A 16,354-nucleotide genomic window follows, 5' to 3' on the forward strand; every position below is an offset into this window, starting at 1 on the left:
TTCGTGATCGGCGAGAGCTTTTGTGGGAGCGGCCTCTGGCCGCGATGCGGGCCATGCCGGCCGCGGGCTTCGTTCGAGGCTGAATCGCGGGCAAGCCCGCTCCCACCAAACCCCGGCTCCGTTCGCGATCGGCGAGAGCTTTTGTGGGAGCGGCCTCTGGCCGCGATGCAGCGACAGCGGACGGGCGCTACAGTCCTGCCATTTCGTCGAGCACGGCGTCGCTGCCTTCGCACACGGTGCGAGCCAACCCTTCGCACTCGGTCAGCACGTGATCGGCATAGAAGCGCGCCGACACGATACGCGCATGCAGGAAGGCTGCGTCGCCATCACCCCGTTCCAGAAGCTCATGGGACCTGAGAGCGGCACGCAGCAGTTGCCAGCCACCGACGACACGACCGAACAGCATGAGCAAAGGCACCGCGCCCGCCAGCGCCAGGCGCATGTCCGCCCCCCATGTCGCGAGCACATGGCCGGTGGCGCGTTCCAGCGCATCGATCGCTTCACGAAACCGGCGAGCGACCGGCTGCAACGGCACCGGCAGATCGCTGGCGGCGAGCGCGCGCATGCGCTCCACCAGCGCATGCATGGCGGCCCCCTTGTCGCGAACGATCTTGCGTCCGACCAGGTCATTCGCCTGGATGCCGGTCGTGCCTTCGTAAATGGTGGTGATGCGCGCATCGCGCAGGTATTGCGCAGCGCCGGTTTCCTCGATATAGCCCATGCCGCCGTGAACCTGCACGCCGAGCGAGGCGATGTCGACCGCGGTTTCCGTGCTCCAGCCCTTCACCACGGGAATCATCAGTTCGACAAAAACCTGTGCTTCGGCGCGCTGCGCCGGATCAGGATGGCGCGCCGCGCAATCGCGTGCGGCCGCGGTGACTGCCGCTACCAGTCGCATCGCATCCACCTGCGACTTCATGCGCAACAGCATGCGGCGGACGTCGGGATGGCGCACGATGGCCACCCGCCCGCCGCCGCGCATACCGGCTTCGCTGCCCTGCATGCGCTCGTTGGCATACCGGTGCGCGCGCTGCCAGGCCCGCTCGGCCACAGCGATGCCTTGCAGGCCGACCGCGAAGCGCGCGGCATTCATCATGATGAACATGTATTCGATGCCGCGGTTCTCCTCGCCGCACAGCCAGCCGGTGGCACCCTCACCGTCGCCATAGGCCATGACGCAGGTGGGGCTGGCGTGGATGCCCAGCTTGTGTTCCAGCGACACGCAGCGCAGATCGTTGCGCGCACCCGGATGGCCATCCGCATCGGGAATGAACTTGGGCACGATGAACAGCGAAAGGCCCTTCACGCCTTCCGGCGCGCCCGGTGTGCGGGCAAGCACCAGATGCACGATATTGGATGCCAGTTCGTGCTCGCCGAAGGTAATGAATATCTTCTGTCCGAACAGCCGCCAGCTTCCATCCGGCCGCGGTTCGGCACGCGTGCGCACCGCCGCGAGGTCGGAGCCGGCCTGCGGTTCGGTCAGGTTCATGGTGCCCGCCCACTCGCCGCTCACCATGCGCGACAGGTAGAGCGCCTTCTGCGCCTCGCTGCCGCACAGCGCCAGCGCCTCGATGGCGCCGGCGGTGAGCAGCGGACACAGAGAGAACGCCATATTGGCGCCCATCACCATTTCCTGTATCTGGGTGACCACCAGATGCGGCATGCCGGCGCCACCATGGGCCGGATCGCAGCCCATGCCGTTCCAGCCGTTGTCCGCCCACGCGCGATAGGCGGCCTGGAAACCATCGGGCAACGTCACCCGGCCGTCCTCACCCAGCGATGCGCCCACGCGGTCGCCGACGCGGTTCAGGGGCGACAGCAGTTCGCCGGTCAGCCGGGCCGCTTCTTCCAGCATGGCATCGACCACGTCGCGACTGGCGTCCTCGTACCCGGGCAGCGCCACCACCTCGTCCAGTCCGGCCAGATCGAGGGCTAACCGCATGTCCTGCAGCGGTGCGATGTATTCGCTCATCGGCAACTCCTCCTCCGGGCTCTGACGGCCCTGTAGGGATCTACACCTGCCAGGCCGCGCACCGCGGCCATGCCTCGGTGAGCGAGCGGTCCAACCGGCCCGGAAACGGACCTGACCGCCTGATCAGCCCAGCGCCTCCACCAGTTGCGGCACCAGTTCGAACAGATCGCCGACCAGACCGTAGTCGGCCACCTGGAAAATGGGCGCGTCGGCGTCCTTGTTGATCGCCACGATCACCTTGGAATCCTTCATGCCGGCCAGATGCTGGATGGCACCCGACACGCCGATCGCGACATACAGGTCAGGCGCCACGATCTTGCCGGTCTGCCCGACCTGGAAATCGTTCGGCGCGTAGCCGGCATCGACCGCCGCGCGACTGGCGCCCATTGCGGCGCCCAGCTTGTCGGCCAGCGGCTCGAGCACGCTGCGATAGGCCTCGGCGCTGCCCAGCGCGCGACCGCCGGTCACCACGACACGGGCGTTGCCCAGTTCCGGTCGCGGCGAAGTCGACAGTTCCTGCGACACGAAGGCCGACAGCGGGCTGGGTGGCGGCGCCTGCAGGGCCTCGACCGGCGCATTGCCGCCGGAAGCGGTCACCGGATCGAAGGCGGTCGCGCGTACCGTGATCACCTTCACCGCATCGGCGCTCTGCACCGTGGCGAGCGCATTGCCGGCGTAGATCGGGCGCACGAAGGTATCGGCCGACACCACCTCGACGATGTCGGATACCTGGGCCACATCCAGCGTGGCCGCCACGCGCGGCATGAAGTTCTTGCCGAAGCTGCCGGACGGCGCCAGGACATGGGAATGTCCGGCGGCCGCGATCAGCGCGACGGCCGCCATATCCTCGGCGGTGGGGTGCGCCAGATGCGGCGCATCGGCGCTCAGCACGCGCGCCACGCCCGGCAGCGCGGCCGCCGCAGCAGCGGCACCGGCGCACTCGCTGCCCGCCACCAGCACGGTGACCGGGCCGCCTATCTTCGCCGCCGCCGTCAGCGTGTTCAGGGTGGCCGGGCGCAGCCCGGCGTTGTCGTGTTCTGCAATGACCAGAATGCTCATGCGGGCGGCTCCTCAGCGCAGCACTTTGGCTTCGTCGCGCAGCTTCGCGACCAGTTCGGCGACCGACGCCAGCTTGACGCCGGCCGCGCGCTTCGGCGGCTCGGCGACCTTCAGCGTCTTCAGGCGCGGTGTCACATCGACCCCCAGTTCGTCCGGCGTCACGGTATCCAGCGGCTTCTTCTTGGCCTTCATGATGTTGGGCAGGCTGGCGAAGCGCGGTTCGTTCAGCCGCAGATCGGTGGTGATGACCGCGGGCAGCGCCACGCTCACCGTTTCCAGACCACCGTCGATCTCGCGCGTGACCGACGCCCGGTTGTCGCCGATCTGCACCCTGGACGCGAAGGCCGCCTGGCCCCAGCCCAGCAGCGCGGCCAGCATCTGGCCGGTCTGGTTGGCGTCGTCGTCGATCGCCTGCTTGCCGCAGATCACCAGATGGGGCTGTTCGCGCCCGACCACCGCCTTCAGCAGCCTGGCCACCGCCAGCGGCTGCAGTTCCGCGTCGCTGCTGACATGAAGGGCGCGGTCCGCGCCCAGCGCCATGCCGGTGCGCAAGGTGTCGACGCAGCCAGCCACGCCGCAGGACACCAGCACCACTTCGCTGGCCACCCCGGCTTCGCGCAGTCGCACTGCCTCTTCCACCGCGATTTCGTCGAACGGATTCATCGACATCTTCACGTTCGCCGTTTCGACCCCGCTGCCGTCGGCCGCGACGCGGATCTTCACGTTGTAATCGATCACCCGTTTGACCGGGACCAGAATTTTCATCGAGGCATCTCCTGCACAGGCACAAAACCGCACATTCCATCGCTCCGCACAGCGCAGAGCACGATGTCAGTATCCATACGCTAGCGTATGCTAGTCGCCGGGGTCAATACGAAAAACGGAATAGCTTCATGCCGGCACCGCATGCACGCGCACAGACCGACCGCGCCACCTGGATGCGCGCCGCCAGCCGCACACTGGCCGAACGCGGACCCGAGGGCATCAAGGTGGAAAGCCTGGCGCGCGAACTGGGCCTGACCAAGGGCAGTTTCTACTGGCATTTCAAGGACCGGCGGGCGCTGCTGGATGCACTTCTGGCCGACTGGCGCGACGGGCGCATCGCCGACATCCGCGCGCGCACCGAAGGTCCGCCTGGCGAAGAAGCCGCACGGTTGCGCGGGCTGGTCGCCGCCTACGGGGACTCACCCAATCCGCGCGGATTGCGGGTGGAACTGGCGATTCGCGCCTGGGCCACGCAGGACGCTGCGGCTGCGGCGGCGGTACAGCAAGTCGATGCGTTGCGTATCGAATGCGCATCGCGACTGTTCGAAGCGGCCGGCTTTGCATCCGCCGAGGCAGCCGACCGCAGCGTGCTGCTGTACGCCTGTCTGTTCGGGCTGGGCATGATGGACACGGTACAGCGGCTGCCGCGCGCGGAACAAACCCGGCAGTTCATCGCCAACCTCATCACGGCCCGCTGACAGTTTGCAAAACAATGTCGCACGAGGCGTCATGCGGACGCGGGATAATCGCGGGCGATTTTGCATTGCCGCATTCGATACAAGAGAGGAAAAGACATGTCCTTCCCGGCACCGGAAATTTTCAAGGCGTATGACATCCGCGGCATCGTCGACAGGACGCTGACTGCCGACGCTGTGCGCGCCATCGGCCACGCACTCGGCTCGGAAGCGGTGAAGCGCGGTCAGCGCACGATAGCCGTCGGTCGCGACGGCCGCCTGTCCGGCCCGGAACTGGCCGGTGCGCTCGCACAGGGCATCAATGCCGCCGGCGTGGACGTGCTGGACATCGGCTGCGTGCCGACACCGCTGTCCTACTTCGCCGCCTTCGATCTCGGCACCGACAGCGCGGTCAGCGTCACCGGCAGCCACAATCCGCCCGACTACAACGGCCTCAAGATGGTGCTGGGCGGCCAGACGCTGTTCGGCGACCTCATCCAGGACCTGCGCCGCCGCATCATCGACAAGGACCTGGCGCACGGTCAGGGCACCACCCGCCAGGCCGACGTACGCGATGCCTACATCACCCGCGTCACCGGCGACGTGAAGCTCAAGCGCCGCATGAAGGTGGTGATCGACTGCGGCAATGGCGTGGCGGGCGACATCGCGCCGCGCCTGTTCGAGGCGCTGGGCTGCGAAATCGTGCCGCTGTTCTGCGAGGTCGACGGCAACTTCCCCAACCATCACCCCGACCCGTCCAAGCCGGAAAACCTGGAAGACGTGATCCGCGTGCTGGCCGCCGGCGATGCCGAGATCGGTCTGGCGTTCGACGGCGACGGCGACCGGCTGGGGGTAGTCACGCGCGACGGAGAGATCATCTATCCGGACCGCCAGCTCATGCTGTTCGCGGCCGACGTGCTGTCGCGCCAGCCCGGTGCGCAGATCGTCTATGACGTCAAGTGCACCCGCCTGCTGGCACCGTGGATACGCGAGCACGGTGGCGAGCCGGTCATGTGGAATACCGGCCACGCGCTGATCAAGGCCAAGCTCAAGCAGAGCGGCGCCGCGCTGGCCGGCGAAATGAGCGGCCACATGTTCTTCAAGGAACGCTGGTTCGGTTTCGACGACGGTCTGTACGCCGCCGCGCGCCTGCTGGAAATCCTGTCCGCGTCGCCGGATGCCAACGCGGTGCTGAAGGCGCTGCCCACCGCCACCTCGACGCCGGAACTGAACCTCAAGATGAATGAGGGCGAGCCGCATGCGCTGATCGCCGAACTGCAGAAAACGGCGCAGTTCGACGGCGCGCGCGACATCATCAAGATCGACGGCCTGCGCGTCGAATACGCCGACGGCTTCGGCCTGATGCGCGCATCGAACACGACGCCGGTGGTCGTGCTGCGTTTCGAGGCGGACAACGATGCGGCGCTCGCGCGCATCCAGTCCGACTTCCGCCGCGTGCTGGAAGCCGCCCGTCCGGGGGTCGCCCTGCCCTTCTGACCGGCGCTGCGGCAGCCGTTCCGGCGACTGCCGCCCATCTCCTTGATTCGCAGGTCTTTCGCACACCGACGGGTATGCATGTCCGGCGTGAAAATATTCCGCTGGAAAGGCCTCAACCCGCCGCAGACCGTGCCGAAAACAGCACATGGTCTGCGAAGAACTCACACAAGACATCTATGTCGGCCGCCAGCCGATACTGGACCGCAGCAACTCGACCTATGCCTACGAACTGCTTTTCCGTTCCGGCCAGGTCAACGTCGCCAGCATCGACTGTGAGCTGAATGCCACCGCCCGTGTCATCACGGGCGTATTCAACGAGCTCGGCCTGGACAAGGCGCTCGGAGAGTCCTTCGGCTTCATCAATGTCAGTGAGAGCATGCTCATGTCGGAAGCCATCGAATGGCTGCCTCCCGACAAGATCGTGATCGAAATCCTCGAAACGGTGCGGCCGACCCCGGAGGTTGTCGCGCGCACCCGCGAACTGGTGCGGCGCGGTTTCCGCATCGCGCTCGACGACGTGCTGGATCTCGATGAAGCCTTCCGCCCGCTGATCGAGCTGGCCACCTTCATCAAGATAGACCTGCTGGGCGTACCCGCCGGACAGCTCGCCGACGTGGTCGCGCGCTTCCGTCCGTTCAAGGCCAGGCTGCTCGCCGAGAAGGTTGACAGCGAGGAACAGGCGGCGCTGTGCCGCGATCTCGGCTTCGACTACTTCCAGGGCTATTACTTCGCGCGCCCCAGCATTCTCAGCACACGCGGGCTGACCGCTGCCGAAAGCACGCTGCTGCGCCTGCTCGGCCTGGTGCTCACCGACGCCGACGTGACCCTGATGGAACCCGTGGTCAAGCAGGATCCGGCGCTGCTGCTGAACCTCATGCGCATGTCCAATTCGGTGGGCTGTGGCAGCAAGCGCCAGATATCCACCGTGCGCGAGGCGATCACGCTGCTCGGCCGCCAGCAGTTGCAGCGCTGGCTGCAACTGCTGCTGTTCTGTGCCAACCCGAATACACCGCCTTCGCTGCTGGAAATGGCCGCCACGCGCGCCCGTACCATGGAACTGCTGGTCGAATCGCACGGCGGCCGGCATATGGACGCCGAAAGCGCCTTCCTGACCGGCATACTGTCGCTGCTGCCCGCCCTGCTGCGGCTGCCCATGGAAGAAGTCCTGAAAACGCTCACGGTAGAGGCGTCCATACGCGATGCCTTGCTGAAGGGCGATGGAGCGCTGGGACGACTTCTGCTTCTGGTCCAGCACTGGGAGCACAACGACCTGTCCGCATTTGCCGGCGCATTTGACGTACTGCCGGGCCTGACGATGGACGATTTCAACCGCGCAAGTTGCGAAGCAATGGCCTGGGCGGCCGCGCTGAGCACCCCGCGCATTCAGTGACCGCAAAGGAAGACAACCATGCTGACGCCCAGCCTTGCCATCGAACGCCTCTTTGCCACCGCGGGCCAGCTCCCCAGCATTCCGCGCGTGGTGCAGCAACTGATCGCCACCCTCAAGGATGAAGATGCGGATCTGCACCCGTTGATCGCCGACATCAAGCAGGATCCCGCCATTTCGGCCAAGGTGCTGCGCCTGGCCAACTCCGGCTTCTATGCCGGTCGACGCACGGTAGGTTCGATCGACGAGGCAATCACCCTCATCGGCACGCGTGCCATGCGCACACTGGTGATTTCCGCCGGCCTGACCGGCGTGTTCACCAAGGTGCAGGGTGTCGATCTGAAGGATTTCTGGCGCCATGCACTCACCACGGCCAGCGCTGCCGCGATGCTTGCGAAGGAGGCGCGCATGGATGCCGAATCCGCCTACAGCGCCGGCCTGATGCACCGCGTCGGCCAGCTCATGATCCACATCGCCTTCCCCCGCGTGGCCGAGGAAATCGCGCGTGACTGCCGCGACCTCAGCGTGGCGGAACGCGCCGCGGTCGAGCAGGTGAAGCTGCATACCAATCACTGCGAGGTGGGCGCCGAACTGGCGGTGCGCTGGAACTTCCCGGACGACATCGTGCAGGCGCTGAAGCACTATTCCCAGCCGCAGCACCCGGATGCGGGAAAGCTCGCGCGCATCGTGCATCTGGCGGCCCAGCTCGCCTTCGACATCGAGGACCAGGTGCAGCCGGAAAACATCGCCGAACATCTGAACAAGGCGCTGACCGATGACTGCGGCCTGGACCGCCTCGCGCTGGTGCCTGCCATCCGCGACTGTGCGGCGAATGCGCCGCTGCTGGACATGGCCGCCTGAAACGCGCCGTACCCCGCGCAACAGGAGAGGGCCGGAGGCCCTCTTTTTTTCGTCCCTGCGAACTTGCGCCCGGCCGGATCGCGATCGGGCCTGCGCCGGGCACAGGCATTCGCGCCCGACAGGAACGCCGCTGTCAGCGCATCTTGGGATTCAGCGTACCGCGGTTGTAATCCTTGTCGCCGGGCAGGATGGTGCGGGTGCCGAACCAGCCGCCCTGCGCGCCTTCCGGTCGCAGCCTGTTCTGCGGCCAGGTGTCGGCCACCTTCTTCGCCTCGGCCTGCCTGGCCTGATCGATGAAGCGCCAGCGGCCGTCCGGCATCAGTTCGACCTTGTCGCCGGCTGCGGTAGTCGCCTCGATCACCTGGCCTTCTCCCGCGGCATCCGCGGCCATGAGCGACAAGGACTGCAGCGACAGTGCAAGCGCAGCAACGGCGACCCGGCAGGTTCTCATCCCAGCTTTCCTTCCACCCATTGCTTCACACCGGCCAGCGCCGCCGGCAGGTTCTCCGGCTGCGTGCCACCGGCCTGCGCCATGTCCGGCTTGCCGCCGCCCTTGCCGCCGACCTGAGCGGCGACGAAATTGACCAGTTCGCCGGCCTTCACCTTCGCCGTCAGGTCCGGCGTGACGCCGGCGATCAGGCTCACCTTGCCGTCATTGATCGCAGCCAGCACGATGGCGGCCGAGCCGAGCTTGTCGCGCAGCTTGTCCAGCGTTTCCCGCAGCGCCGGCACGTCCGCACCTTCCATCACCGCCGCCAGCACCCGCGTGCCGCCGACGGCCACCGCCTGCGCCGCCAGTTCGTCGCCCTGGCTGGCGGCGAGCTTGCTCTTCAGGCGGGCGATTTCCTTTTCCAGCGCGCGCACATTGTCGATCACCTGGGCGATCTTGGCCGGCAGTTCGGAGGCCGGCGCCTTGAACGCGGCGGCGGCTTGCGACACCAGTCGATCCTGACGCTGCACGAAAGCCACCGCGTTCTCGCCGGTGATCGCTTCCACCCGGCGGATGCCGGCCGCCACACCGGCTTCGACCGTAATCTTGAACAGGCCGATGTCGCCGGTGCGCGCGACGTGCGTGCCGCCGCACAGTTCGCGCGACGAACCGATGTCCAGCACGCGTACCTCGTCGCCGTACTTCTCGCCGAACAGCATCATGGCGCCGGTCTTCTGCGCCTCGTCGATCGGCATCACGCGCGCCTGGGTGGCGGCGTTGGCGAGGATTTCGGCATTGACGATGCGTTCGACGCGGGCGATTTCGTCATCGCTCATCGGCGCGTTGTGCACGAAGTCGAAGCGGGTCTTGTCGGCATCGACCAGCGAGCCCTTCTGCTGCACATGCTCGCCCAGCACCTCGCGCAGCGCCTTGTGCATCAGGTGGGTGACCGAGTGGTTGCGCGCGGTGGCGGCGCGGGCGCGCACATCGACGCGGGCGCTCACGCTGTCGCCGACCGCGATGCGGCCGGTGCCGACCACGCCGTGGTGGCCGAACACCGCCGCCTGTATCTTCAGCGTGTCCTCGACCTTGAAAATGCCCTGCGCCGCGCGCAGTTCGCCGCGGTCGCCGACCTGACCGCCGGATTCGGCGTAGAACGGGGTTTCGTCGAGCACGACGACACCCAGTTCGCCTTCGTTCAGTTCATTCACCGGCGCGCCATCGCGGTACAGCGCGACCACGCGGCCCGGCGCTTCCAGCAAGTCGTAGCCGTGAAAGGTGGTGGTTACGCCGTCGTACTCCAGCGCGGCGCTCATCTTGAACTTGCCGGCGGCGCGTGCCTGTTCGCGCTGAGCGGCCATCGCCGCGTCGAAGCCGGCGGTATCCACCGTCACGCCGCGCTCGCGGCAGATGTCCGCGGTCAGGTCGAGCGGGAAGCCGTAGGTGTCGTGCAGCTTGAACGCCGTCTCCCCGTCCAGTGCGGCGCCCTGCGCCAGCGCGGCCAGCGCCGATTCGAGAATGTCCATGCCATTGGCGATGGTGGCGAAGAAGCGCTCTTCCTCCTGCCTCAGCACGTCCATCACCTTCTGCTGCGCCGCCGCCAGATCCGGGTAGGCGGCGCCCATCTGCGCCACCAGGTCCGGCACCATGCGGTGGAAGAAGGCGGCGCGCGCGCCCAGCTTGTAGCCGTGGCGGATGGCGCGGCGGATGATGCGGCGCAGCACATAGCCGCGGCCTTCGTTGCCCGGGATGACACCGTCGGCGATCAGGAAGGAACAGGCGCGGATGTGGTCGGCCAGCACCTTCAGCGACGGATTGTCGAGGTCGGCGGTCCCGGTTTCGCGCGCAGCCGCCGCGATCAGCGCGACGAACAGATCGATTTCGTAATTGCTGTGCACGCCCTGCAGCACGGCGGCGATGCGCTCCAGACCCATGCCGGTATCCACGCTGGGCTTGGGCAGCGGATGCAGCACGCCCGCCTCGTCGCGGTTGTACTGCATGAACACGTTGTTCCAGATTTCGATGTAACGGTCACCGTCCTCATCCGGCGAACCCGGCGGGCCGCCCGGAATATCGGCGCCGTGGTCGTAGAAGATTTCGGTACACGGGCCGCAGGGGCCGGTGTCGCCCATCATCCAGAAGTTGTCCGACGCGTAGCGCGCGCCCTTGTTGTCGCCGATGCGGATGACGCGCCCGGCCGGCACGCCTATCTCCTTGGTCCAGATGTCGAAGGCTTCGTCGTCCTCGGCATAGACGGTGATCGTGAGCTTGTCCTTGGGCAGCTTGAACACTTCGGTCAGCAGTTCCCACGCAAACGCGATGGCGTCGCGCTTGAAGTAGTCGCCGAAGCTGAAGTTGCCCAGCATTTCAAAGAAGGTGTGGTGACGCGCGGTGTAGCCGACGTTTTCCAGATCGTTGTGCTTGCCGCCGGCGCGCACGCACTTCTGCGCCGTGGTGGCCCGTGTGTAGCCGCGCTTGTCGAAGCCCAGGAACACGTCCTTGAACTGGTTCATGCCGGCATTGGTGAAAAGCAGCGTCGGATCCTCGTGCGGCACGAGCGAACTCGAGGCCACGATCTGGTGACCCTTGGACGCGAAGAAATTGAGGAAGGCGGAACGGATGTCTGCGCTGTTCATGATGTGCGATCGGGATGACTGGGGCGCGCGGCAGCGCGGAAAACAGCCCTCGATTCTAGCAGCCCGACGGGCTTCCCGCCCCGTGACTCAGACCGCTTCGGGCAGGTCCAGTCGGTCGGTGAACAGGCCGCGGACGCCTGCAGCGAGCAGTCCGCGAGCCCGCGTGGCGTCATTGACCGTGTAGCACAGCACCGGCACACCGGCGTCGATCAGTGCCTGCAGCCGCGCCGCATCCAGCAGGCGGTGATCGCAATGCACCGACACCGCACGGTGTCCCTGCATGCGCCGCGCCCAGTCGTCCGGCACCTGTTCGAACAGCAGTCCGCGCGGCAGCGCGGGCGCGGTCGCCGCCGCAGCGGCCAGCGCGTCTTCGTCGAACGACGACAGCAAGGGCGGCCGCCGGTCGGCCGGCCAGCGGCGCGCGACCTCACGTGCCACCGTCACGCCGGTCAGCGCGGAAAAACCGGGCGCCGGCTTGATTTCGATATTGGCATCCAGATCCAGTTCGCACAGCAGGTCCAGCGCTTCGTCCAGTGTCGGAATGCGTTCACCAGCGTACGCGCTGCCTTGCCAGGCGCCAGCATCGAGCATGCGCAAGGCCGCCAGATCCTGCGCGCTGACCGGCCCGCGACCGTTGGTCGTGCGCTCCAGCGTGTCGTCGTGCATGAGCACCGGCATCCCGTCGGCGCTCAGCATCACGTCGAACTCCACCATGCGGAAACCGGCACGTGCCCCGGCGCGCAGCGCGGCCAGCGTGTTCTCCGGGGCAGTCAGGCCGCCGCCGCGATGGGCGATCCACACCGGCCACGGCCAGTTCATGTCAGAAGCCGAGCACTTCGCGCGCTTCCCGGGCCACCGCATCGTCGCTCAGCCAGGCGATGGCCGACAGCAGTTCGATCGACTGCCCGTTGGCCACGCCCTCCTTGACCCAGTTCTCGATCGCCTTGACGCGCCCGGCGTCATCCAGCGCGAGCAGCTTGCGCAGCGGTTCGCGCACCGACGCGTCCTCGCGCGCGGCGCGTATCAGCAGGACAAGCTGTTCGCTGTCGCACATGGCGCCGTCCTCTGCAATGCGGTGTCCAGCGCAGCCTTGGCCGGCTTGCGGTCGGCCCACAGGGCCTCGAGTTCCTCATCCAGCGCGGCGCGGATGCGCGGATTGCTGGCGGCATCGCTCACCGTGTTGTCGGGCGACGTGACACCGCCACGACCGGCGAGCTGGCGCAGCGCCACACGCACCACGCCATCGACGGTCGGCGCATCGACCGGGCTCAAGGCCACGATGCCGGCGCGGTTCAGGGGCGCGAAACCGGTGTCGAGCGCCCACTGCGCCTGACGCTCGGGATCGAGGATGAAACTGATGAAACGCGCCATGGTCTGCAGATCGCCCGCGCTGCGTCCGGCCGCCACCCACAGCGAGGCGCCATCGGCCAGGGTGTGACCGGTCTTGTTGTACACATCGTCATGGAAGGGCAAGGGCGCGACGCCCACCTCGAACTTCGCGTCGTGCTTGATTTCCGGCCAGGACGAGGACATCGCGGTCAGCACCTGGCACTTGCCGCTGGAAAACATCGGCACCGCCTCGTCGCCGCGGCCGAAAATGTGCAGGTAGCGGCTCTTGTACCAGGACGACATGAGCGCCAGATGCTTCACCTGCACCAGACCGTTGAATGCCAGTTCCTCGCCGGCCTTCTGGCCCTTTTTCGCGGCCACCTTGCGGGCGAATGGCTCGTTGTGCCAGGCGCTCAGGTTGTCGACGTGGATGAGCGCCGGACGCGCGCTGGTGTAAGGGCAGGCATAGCCGGCATCGCGCAGGTCGCCGAGCGCGGCCTGCAGCGTGAGCCAGTGCGAGGGCGGAGCCGCAGGATCGAGACCGACGCGCGCGAACGCCTCCTTGTTGAAAAACATGACCGGCGTGGACAGGCCGATCGCGAGCGCGTTGAGCCGGCCCTTCGCATCGGCGAGATAGCCGGGCATCGGCGCCGGCAGTCGTGCGGACGCGAATTTTTCCTTGCCCTTGACCATCACGTCGGCCAGCGGCATGTAGCGCGGCTTGCCTTGCAGGAAGGTGGCGCGGCTGTCGGAATCCAGCACCCACATGGCCGGCGTCTCGCCTTCGTCCCACTTGCGCGCGACCAGCTCGATCTTCTGCGCGGACTTGCCGCTCGCGTTGAACGCGTCGACCAGCTTCTGCAGCGCCTGCGCATCGTTCTCATCGAGAGAATGCGCCAGCGCGAGAGGTTCCGCCGGCTTGGCCGCGGCGGGCGCGGCCTTTCGGGCGGCACTGGCGGCGGGCTTCTTCGCCGCCTGCTTTTTCGCGTCCTGAGCATGGACCGCGAACGGGAAAGCCAGAACGCTGGCCGCGACCAGCGCGGCGAACGGCTTCATGAACATCCGGACATCTCCTTCCAGGCCGCATCGTTGCGGCCATTCGTGACGGGGGTCTGTTTGCATCGAATCACGCGATTCAATGCATGCAGCCCCTAGGGCGCAGGATTGGTGTGGCGAAGATGGATGGCATCGATACCGGCACGCAGCGCATCCGTCAGCTTCACCGACCACGCTTCAATATTTTCGCGCAACTGGGCTGACGAGGTCACGCCGATGAGCGTACTCGCAACAGTCGGTCTGCGGTAACAGAAGGCCAGCGCCAGCGCGGCCGGCGACAGGTCGTGCGCAGCGGCGAGATCGGCATACGCGCGGGCCGCCGGTTCGACGCCCGGCTTGGCATAGCGCTGGCCGAAGGCCGGAAATTCGCTGATGCGGCCGCTCGCGTTTCGATTGTTGACATACTTTCCGCTCAGATGCCCGAAACCGAGCGGCGAATAGGCCAGCAGCGACACCTGTTCGCGTGAGCAGATTTCGGACAGTCCGAGATCGAAGGTGCGGTTCATCAGGTGATACGCGTTCTGTATGCTCGCCACGCGCGGCAGGCCTTCCTCGGCCAGGCGCAGACAGGTCATCAGTCCCCACGGCGTTTCGTTGGACACGCCGACATGCCTCACCTTGCCCTCGTCGACCAGGCGCGCAAGGGCTTCGAGCTGGGCGCGCAGCGAATCGGATGCGCGTTCGAGCGAAGGATCGTATTCGTACTGACCGAACATCGGCACATTGCGCGCCGGCCAGTGAATCTGGTACAGGTCGATGTAATCGGTGCCCAGCCTGCGCAGCGATCCGTCGATCGCCTCGCGTATATTGTGTTCGTCCAGCGCGCGCGGGCCGCCGCGTATCCACGGCATGCCGCGCGCCGGCCCGGCCACCTTGGTCGCGATGATCACCCGCTCGCGCGGTTTGCGGGCGAGCCAGCCGCCGACGATGCGCTCGCTGTCGCCAAAGGTTTCCGCGCGCGCCGGGACCGGGTACATTTCGGCCGCATCGAGAAAGTCGATGCCGGCGTCGAAGGCTTCGTCCATCAGGGAATGGGCGGTCGCTGCGTCGACCTGCTGGCCGAAGGTCATGGTGCCCAGGCCGATGGCGGGCACCTCGAGCGGCGAGCGCCCGAGCCGGCGGCGCTCGATATTCGGACTGCGGATGTTCGGACTGTTCATCGTTCCCTGCAAAGTCGCGCCCTGTCCGGGCCCAGCCCAGACATGTACCACACACTGAAGTTCATCACCCTGATCCACATCCGGACCGACTCATCTTGAAAACACATCTGCACGGCCTGCTTCTGTACTGTCGCCCGGGCTTCGAGCGCGAATGCGCGCAGGAAATCGTCGACCGCTGCGGCGAAGCGGGTCACATGGTCGAAGCGCAGGCGGAAAGCGGTGGCGGCTGGGTCGAAGCAAAAGCGGATGGCGGCGCACTGTGGGCGCTCACCCGGGTGCTGCGCTGGCGGGACCTGTGTTTCGCGCGGCAGTTGCTGTGGTCCGGTCGCACCGTATCCGGCATGAATCCGGGCGACCGCGTCACGCCGGTAGTCGAAGCGGCGCGCGAACTGTGCGATGGCTATGCCGACTTCCTGATCGAAACCCCGGACACCGATCACGCGAAATCGCTGTCGGCAACGACGCGCAAGCTGGAGCCGCACATGGCTCGCGCGCTGGAAGAAGCCGGCGCCTTCAGCGAGCAGCCGGGCGCACCGCGCCTGCACATCCTGTTCGTGAGCGCGGACACCGCCATCGTCGCGCTGAGCTTTCCGGATCGCCGCAGCGAGTGGCTCAACGGCATCCCGCGGCTGCGCATGCCGCGCGAGGCGCCGTCGCGCTCGACACTGAAACTGGCCGAAGCCTTCCACACGCTGCTGGACGAAGGCGAACAGGAAAGACTGCTCAAGCCCGGCATGACCGCGGTGGACCTCGGCGCGGCCCCCGGTGGCTGGACCTGGCAACTGGTGTCGCGCCACATCCATGTCACCGCTGTCGACAACGGACGCATGAACCCGGCCCTGCTCGAATCCGGCCTGGTGATCCACAAGCGCGAGGACGGCTTCCGCTTCGTGCCGCGCAAGCCGGTGGACTGGCTGGTGTGCGACATGGTGGAGCAGCCACGCCGCATTGCCCAGCTCGTCGCGCGCTGGATCACAACCGGCCTGTGCCGCCACGCCGTGTTCAATCTGAAGCTGCCGATGAAACGCCGCTACGAGGAATGGCAGTTGTGCAGCGAACTGATCCGCGAGGCCTGCGCCTCGGCCGATCTTAAAGTGCAGTTGCGCAGCCGCCAGCTCTACCACGACCGCGAGGAAGTCACCTGCTATCTCGGCGACCCCGGCAAGCCGGGCGGCGGCGCGCGCCGGCGCAAGCGCTGAGCGATCACGGCCCGGGACCGCACACAACAACTCGCCCAAGCCCGGTTTTCGTGGGAGCGGGCTTGCCCCGCGATGCGGCTTCGAACGAAGCCAGCGGCCCGCATCAGCCCCATCGCGGCCACAGGCCGCTCCCACAACAGCTCGCCCGGACCGGCATCGGAGCCGGGGTTTGGTGGGAGCGGGCTTGCCCGCGATGCAGCTTCGAACGAAGCCAGCGACCCGCATCAGCCCCATCGCGGCCACAGGCCGCTCCCACAACAGCTCGCCCGGACCGGCATCGGAGCCGGGTTTTCGTGGGAGCGGGCTTGCCCGCGATTGCTGCCTCGAAC

General features: G+C 66.9%; 14 protein-coding genes. 5 read left to right on the forward strand and 9 right to left on the reverse strand.

What is annotated here, in order from left to right; translation table 11 throughout:
- Positions 1 to 187: 187 nt before the first annotated feature.
- From A3Q7_RS0106615 to A3Q7_RS0106625, 3 genes are all read right to left on the reverse strand, one after another.
- Complete coding sequence (locus A3Q7_RS0106615) at positions 188 to 1,972, reverse strand: acyl-CoA dehydrogenase (protein WP_018411072.1); 1,785 nt, start codon at positions 1,970 to 1,972, stop codon at positions 188 to 190.
- A gap of 123 nt (positions 1,973 to 2,095) precedes the next feature.
- Complete coding sequence (locus tag A3Q7_RS0106620) at positions 2,096 to 3,031, reverse strand: electron transfer flavoprotein subunit alpha/FixB family protein (RefSeq protein WP_018411073.1); 936 nt, start codon at positions 3,029 to 3,031, stop codon at positions 2,096 to 2,098.
- Between the two features lie 12 nt (positions 3,032 to 3,043).
- Positions 3,044 to 3,796, reverse strand: a complete 753-nt coding sequence (locus tag A3Q7_RS0106625) for an electron transfer flavoprotein subunit beta/FixA family protein (protein WP_018411074.1) — start codon at positions 3,794 to 3,796, stop codon at positions 3,044 to 3,046.
- Positions 3,797 to 3,924: 128 nt separating this feature from the next.
- Between A3Q7_RS0106625 and A3Q7_RS0106630 the strand changes: the two genes are divergently transcribed.
- The 4 genes from A3Q7_RS0106630 to A3Q7_RS0106645 all read left to right on the forward strand — a co-directional run bounded on the left by A3Q7_RS0106630 (position 3,925) and on the right by A3Q7_RS0106645 (position 8,215).
- Positions 3,925 to 4,494 carry a TetR/AcrR family transcriptional regulator gene (locus A3Q7_RS0106630; protein WP_018411075.1) on the forward strand — a complete coding sequence of 190 codons (570 nt, stop codon included), beginning with the start codon at positions 3,925 to 3,927 and terminating at the stop codon, positions 4,492 to 4,494.
- A 96-nt stretch (positions 4,495 to 4,590) separates the two neighbouring features.
- Entirely contained in the window at positions 4,591 to 5,967 is a 1,377-nt protein-coding gene (locus A3Q7_RS0106635) for a phosphomannomutase/phosphoglucomutase (protein ID WP_018411076.1), read from the forward strand.
- Between the two features lie 145 nt (positions 5,968 to 6,112).
- A complete protein-coding gene (locus A3Q7_RS0106640; RefSeq protein WP_018411077.1) occupies positions 6,113 to 7,357 on the forward strand; it encodes an EAL and HDOD domain-containing protein in 1,245 nt (414 codons plus the stop codon).
- An 18-nt stretch (positions 7,358 to 7,375) separates the two neighbouring features.
- Positions 7,376 to 8,215, forward strand: a complete 840-nt coding sequence (locus A3Q7_RS0106645; protein WP_018411078.1) for an HDOD domain-containing protein — start codon at positions 7,376 to 7,378, stop codon at positions 8,213 to 8,215.
- A gap of 133 nt (positions 8,216 to 8,348) precedes the next feature.
- Here the strand turns inward: A3Q7_RS0106645 and A3Q7_RS0106650 are convergent, their stop codons facing one another.
- The 6 genes from A3Q7_RS0106650 to A3Q7_RS0106675 all read right to left on the reverse strand — a co-directional run bounded on the left by A3Q7_RS0106650 (position 8,349) and on the right by A3Q7_RS0106675 (position 14,826).
- The gene (locus A3Q7_RS0106650) at positions 8,349 to 8,666 is read right to left on the reverse strand and encodes a hypothetical protein (RefSeq protein WP_018411079.1); all 318 of its coding nucleotides are present in this window, start codon (positions 8,664 to 8,666) and stop codon (positions 8,349 to 8,351) included.
- Positions 8,663 to 11,281: an alanine--tRNA ligase gene (alaS, locus tag A3Q7_RS0106655; protein ID WP_018411080.1), complete on the reverse strand. Its 2,619-nt coding sequence runs from the start codon at positions 11,279 to 11,281 to the stop codon at positions 8,663 to 8,665. The genes A3Q7_RS0106650 and alaS overlap by 4 nt, the downstream gene beginning before the upstream one ends.
- A gap of 87 nt (positions 11,282 to 11,368) precedes the next feature.
- Positions 11,369 to 12,100, reverse strand: a complete 732-nt coding sequence (gene ugpQ / locus A3Q7_RS0106660; RefSeq protein WP_018411081.1) for a glycerophosphodiester phosphodiesterase — start codon at positions 12,098 to 12,100, stop codon at positions 11,369 to 11,371.
- A 1-nt stretch (position 12,101) separates the two neighbouring features.
- Positions 12,102 to 12,335: a hypothetical protein gene (locus A3Q7_RS0106665; RefSeq protein WP_018411082.1), complete on the reverse strand. Its 234-nt coding sequence runs from the start codon at positions 12,333 to 12,335 to the stop codon at positions 12,102 to 12,104.
- Positions 12,305 to 13,672 carry an extracellular solute-binding protein gene (locus tag A3Q7_RS0106670; RefSeq protein WP_018411083.1) on the reverse strand — a complete coding sequence of 456 codons (1,368 nt, stop codon included), beginning with the start codon at positions 13,670 to 13,672 and terminating at the stop codon, positions 12,305 to 12,307. Before A3Q7_RS0106670 ends, A3Q7_RS0106665 begins: the two co-directional genes overlap by 31 nt.
- A gap of 89 nt (positions 13,673 to 13,761) precedes the next feature.
- On the reverse strand, positions 13,762 to 14,826 hold the full coding sequence (locus A3Q7_RS0106675) for an aldo/keto reductase (RefSeq protein WP_018411084.1): 1,065 nt from the start codon (positions 14,824 to 14,826) through the stop codon (positions 13,762 to 13,764).
- Between the two features lie 95 nt (positions 14,827 to 14,921).
- On the opposite strand from A3Q7_RS0106675, the gene rlmM reads away from it, so the two are divergent.
- A complete protein-coding gene (rlmM, locus tag A3Q7_RS0106680; protein ID WP_018411085.1) occupies positions 14,922 to 16,025 on the forward strand; it encodes a 23S rRNA (cytidine(2498)-2'-O)-methyltransferase RlmM in 1,104 nt (367 codons plus the stop codon).
- Positions 16,026 to 16,354: the final 329 nt, after the last annotated feature.

The sequence above is a fragment of the Methyloversatilis thermotolerans genome, from assembly GCF_000372885.1.
Taxonomy (GTDB): domain Bacteria; phylum Pseudomonadota; class Gammaproteobacteria; order Burkholderiales; family Rhodocyclaceae; genus Methyloversatilis; species Methyloversatilis thermotolerans.

Excerpts from the sequence above, each read along its gene's own strand:
- A3Q7_RS0106635 (WP_018411076.1), top strand. The coding sequence starts at position 4,591 with ATGTCCTTCCCGGCACCGGAAATTTTCAAGGCGTATGACATCCGCGGC.
- A3Q7_RS0106615 (WP_018411072.1), bottom strand. The coding sequence starts at position 1,972 with ATGAGCGAATACATCGCACCGCTGCAGGACATGCGGTTAGCCCTCGAT.
- alaS (WP_018411080.1), bottom strand. The coding sequence starts at position 11,281 with ATGAACAGCGCAGACATCCGTTCCGCCTTCCTCAATTTCTTCGCGTCC.
- A3Q7_RS0106675 (WP_018411084.1), bottom strand. The coding sequence starts at position 14,826 with ATGAACAGTCCGAACATCCGCAGTCCGAATATCGAGCGCCGCCGGCTC.
- A3Q7_RS0106630 (WP_018411075.1), top strand. The coding sequence starts at position 3,925 with ATGCCGGCACCGCATGCACGCGCACAGACCGACCGCGCCACCTGGATG.
- ugpQ (WP_018411081.1), bottom strand. The coding sequence starts at position 12,100 with ATGAACTGGCCGTGGCCGGTGTGGATCGCCCATCGCGGCGGCGGCCTG.
- A3Q7_RS0106670 (WP_018411083.1), bottom strand. The coding sequence starts at position 13,672 with ATGTTCATGAAGCCGTTCGCCGCGCTGGTCGCGGCCAGCGTTCTGGCT.
- A3Q7_RS0106620 (WP_018411073.1), bottom strand. The coding sequence starts at position 3,031 with ATGAGCATTCTGGTCATTGCAGAACACGACAACGCCGGGCTGCGCCCG.
- A3Q7_RS0106665 (WP_018411082.1), bottom strand. The coding sequence starts at position 12,335 with ATGTGCGACAGCGAACAGCTTGTCCTGCTGATACGCGCCGCGCGCGAG.
- A3Q7_RS0106625 (WP_018411074.1), bottom strand. The coding sequence starts at position 3,796 with ATGAAAATTCTGGTCCCGGTCAAACGGGTGATCGATTACAACGTGAAG.
- A3Q7_RS0106640 (WP_018411077.1), top strand. The coding sequence starts at position 6,113 with ATGGTCTGCGAAGAACTCACACAAGACATCTATGTCGGCCGCCAGCCG.
- A3Q7_RS0106650 (WP_018411079.1), bottom strand. The coding sequence starts at position 8,666 with ATGAGAACCTGCCGGGTCGCCGTTGCTGCGCTTGCACTGTCGCTGCAG.
- A3Q7_RS0106645 (WP_018411078.1), top strand. The coding sequence starts at position 7,376 with ATGCTGACGCCCAGCCTTGCCATCGAACGCCTCTTTGCCACCGCGGGC.